Here is a 3,303-nt window from a genome sequence, read left to right as displayed (position 1 = left end):
CGCCGATGCTCCGCATGGACTCCCTCCTCCGCCTTGCGATGCACGGCACCAGACGCCGCTCCCTGATCCGGCCTGATCGACAAGACACCCCCTAGCGGACGGTCCTCGGCAGGTAGTACGGGCGGTTGTGCGCGGCCACCGGCGGCGACTGGTACGTCCAGGCGCCGGCGGCCGGCACGCCCTCGCCGAGCAGCGCGCGGACGTCGCGGCCGAGGTCTTTGTCCGGGGCGTGCACCGAGAGGCGGGTGCGCCCGGAGTGCTCGGGCGCGGACAGGTCGTACCAGTGGTAGGGCTGGTAGACGTTCATGGGTCCGGCGAGCAGGCGGCCCTCGCGGTCGGTTCCGTAGCCGGTGACCGGCGCGGAGTTGGCCGCCACGGCGGCGAGGCCGTCGAGCTTCGCGGTGAGGTCGAGCAGCGGGGTGTCGCCCTGCTCAAGGGTGTCGTCCGGGCCGATCGCCGCGGCCCTGCACCGCACGGTCCAGGTGTCGCCCGCCGGTCCGTTGAGGGACGGCAGGCCGACCTCGAACCAGCCCGGGTACTTCGGTTCCGCGTACAGCTCGCGCCCGGCCAGGATCGCGAACGGGTTGTCGCACACGACATGGACCCGGGCGATGCCGAGCAGCTTCGTCTGGTCCCAGCCCTGCGCGTACTGGGCGTAGGTCAGGCGTGGCAGCCGCTCCCCCTCCGCGGTCGGGAAGGCGACGACGTTGAACTCGATCTCCTGCGTGATGCCGCCGCCGAACGCGTACTGCGCGAAGTACAGCTGGTAGTTGAGCGAGACCAGCGCCCGCCCGTCGTCGAACACGGCCGCCGTCAGATCCGGGTGGTGCTTGGCGAGCAGCTCGCGGACCGGGTCCGGGGCGACGAGCCAGTCGATGCCGATCTGATGCAACGCCCCGTAATGGAAGGGGAGTCGGAAAGGCTCGGCTACGGGCGGCAGGGGCAGTGGGGTCATGCGGAGGCTCCCGGGTCGGACGGTGTGGGCGAGTCGACGGAGGCGGGGCGGTCGCGGGCCGCGAGGTCGGCCTCGACGCGTTCGGCACTGCGCAGGGCGAGCGCGGCCATGGTCAGGGTCGGATTGGCGGTGGCGACCGAGGGCATGCTGCCGCAGCCGACCGCGTACAGACCGGGGTGGTCCCAGCACCTCTGCCAGGCGTCCACCACCGACGTGGCGGGGGAGTCGCCCATGAGGTGGGTGCCGGCGGCGTGGCCCGCCCCGCGGTAGCCGTACGTACGACCACGGTGCTCGAAGCGGCCCGGCCAGGCCGCCACCGGTGCGTAGTCCGTGTGGTCCTCGGCGCCGAGCAGGGCGAAGATCTGCTCCGAGACCGCCGAGGCCGCCGCCATGCCCTCCTTCACGTGCTCGTCCAGGTCGTACGTGACGAGCGGGCGCGGCAGGCCGAGGGCGTCGCGCTCGGTCGGGTGGAGGGTGACCCGGTTCGCGGGGTCGGCGCCCTGCTCCATCTCGAACTGCAAGGCGAACTGGCGGCGGATCCGGTCCCCGACCGCGTGCCGCAACTCCCTTCCGAACAGGCCGCGTTCGGTGAGGAAGTGATCCACGTCCGTGTCGACGGGCCCCTTCGCCCAGATCCAGCCCCACGTCCCGAACTCGATCCGGAACGGCGCCCGCAGCCGCCGCCCCGCCCCGGCCCGGAAGCCCTCGAAGCCGGAGACGGAGCCGGGGCCCCGGTAGGGCCCGGTGTCCTCCGGCAGCAGCCCCCAGGTCAGCAGGACCGGATGGTCCATCAGATTGCGGCCCACCTGGCCGCTGCGGCCGGCCAGCCCGGAGAGCAGCAGCAGCCGGGCGTTCTCGACGGCATGCGCGGCGAGTACCACGACATCGGCGCGTGCGACGGACACCTCCCCGTCGTACGAGCGGTACTCCACGCCCGTCGCCCGGCCGCGCCCGTCGACGAGGACCCGGCTCACCACGGACCGGTCCCGGAGCGTGACCGAGGTGCTCCACCGCCCCTGGGTCTTGAGCGGGGTGTACTTCGCGTACGAGGGGCAGTGCGGGATGCAGGTCGCGCTGCCCACACACCGGCTGTCCGGGTCCGGCCGCCCGTCCCGCCCGCGCGGAACGTAGCCGCGGCCGCCGTCGTAGCGCGGATCCGGAACGCCGTTGCGCGCGTGCGGAGTGCCGACCACCCGCAGCTCGACCTCGCCCGGGGCGACGGGATCCTTGACGCGCCGCCCGTCGAGCCGGGCCGCGAGGAGGCGGTCCAGACGGGCGGCCGGCAGCGGCCGCATGGGGAAGACGTAGTCGTCGGGGAAGGGCAGGCCGACGTGCTCGCGCTGCTCGTCGGCGTCGGCGGCCACTCCCAACTCCCGCTCCGCGGCGCGGTAGTGGGGCTCCAGTTCGTCATAGGTGAGCGGCCACCGCCGCCCGTACCCGAAGGACTCGGTGTCGAAGTCCTCCGGCAGCATGCGCGGCGCGAGACCGGTCCAGACGTTGCCGGTGCCGCCGTTCACGCGGACGTAGCCGCTCGCGTACGGCAGCGGGCCGTCCTGGAGGAGATGGCCGCCCGCCAGGAAGCCGGGGGTCCCGTCGGTGCCGACGAGGTCCGTGACCTCCGGCCAGGGGGCCGCCGGATGGGCCCGGTACGGGAGACGGGGCGTCGGTGCGCCCTCCGCGGCGCCCGCCTCCAGGACCAGGACCCGCCGCCCGCGACCGCCGAGGTGGTGCGCCACGAGCGAGCCCGCGACACCGGCGCCGACGACGATCACGTCGTACCGCGTCACCGACCGCTCCCGCCGTCCGGGTCCGCCGGTCCGCCGGCCCGCGCCCAACTCCCGTACCCCTCCGGCTCGGTGGCGGGAGCCTTCAGGCCGGCCGCCTTCCACACCAGAGCCTCGGCCCGGGCGCGCGGGGACACCAGGACGGGCGGCGGGCCCGGCCAGCTGCCCGTGTACCAGAGGTACGTCACGGCTCGGGCCGCCGCCCGCAGCTCGCCGTCGACGCGGTCGTCCAGGACCTCGTACGGTTCCCGCAGCTCGCCGAGGAGTCGCGCGTACCGCTCCGCGCCGAGGCGCTGCTCGGTGAACGCCCGGTAGACCTCGGTCAGCCCGGTGGCCTCCAGGTCCGCGTCGTCGAAACCGGTCAGCCGCGCCGACACGGCGCTGAAGCGGTGTGTCTCGTCTGTGATGGGCACGCGGGCATCGGTGCCCCGCCTCCTCCGGCCCCATGCGACGCACCCACGGAACGGCTTGATCACGACACCGGTCGGGCACGGTCACAACGAGGGCTTCGCGCTCGCCGGCGCCGGCGAGCGCGTCGGCGGCAGCCAGCGCTCCACCACCGTC

The 3,303-nt window shown here is 74.1% G+C and carries 3 protein-coding genes; all 3 read right to left on the bottom strand.

Features of this window, described 5'->3' with window-relative positions:
- Positions 1 to 91 precede the first annotated feature (91 nt).
- Genes ACWEJX_RS37605 through ACWEJX_RS37595 form a run of 3 tightly spaced genes read right to left on the bottom strand, consistent with a single transcriptional unit; the run spans position 92 to position 3,152 of the window.
- Positions 92 to 955, bottom strand: a complete 864-nt coding sequence (locus ACWEJX_RS37605) for a hypothetical protein (protein WP_451611901.1) — start codon at positions 953 to 955, stop codon at positions 92 to 94.
- Positions 952 to 2,742 (bottom strand): GMC family oxidoreductase, encoded by a 1,791-nt coding sequence (locus ACWEJX_RS37600; protein ID WP_451611900.1) that lies wholly within the window; start codon positions 2,740 to 2,742, stop codon positions 952 to 954. The genes ACWEJX_RS37605 and ACWEJX_RS37600 overlap by 4 nt, the downstream gene beginning before the upstream one ends.
- Entirely contained in the window at positions 2,739 to 3,152 is a 414-nt protein-coding gene (locus ACWEJX_RS37595) for a hypothetical protein (RefSeq protein WP_451611899.1), read from the bottom strand. Before ACWEJX_RS37595 ends, ACWEJX_RS37600 begins: the two co-directional genes overlap by 4 nt.
- Positions 3,153 to 3,303: the final 151 nt, after the last annotated feature.

It is taken from the genome of Streptomyces sp. NPDC004788, from assembly GCF_053601115.1.
Note: the sequence above shows the minus strand (reverse complement) of the source record. Positions and strands in the feature narration are given on the sequence as shown.

Excerpts from the sequence above, each read along its gene's own strand:
- ACWEJX_RS37605 (WP_451611901.1), bottom strand. The coding sequence starts at position 955 with ATGACCCCACTGCCCCTGCCGCCCGTAGCCGAGCCTTTCCGACTCCCC.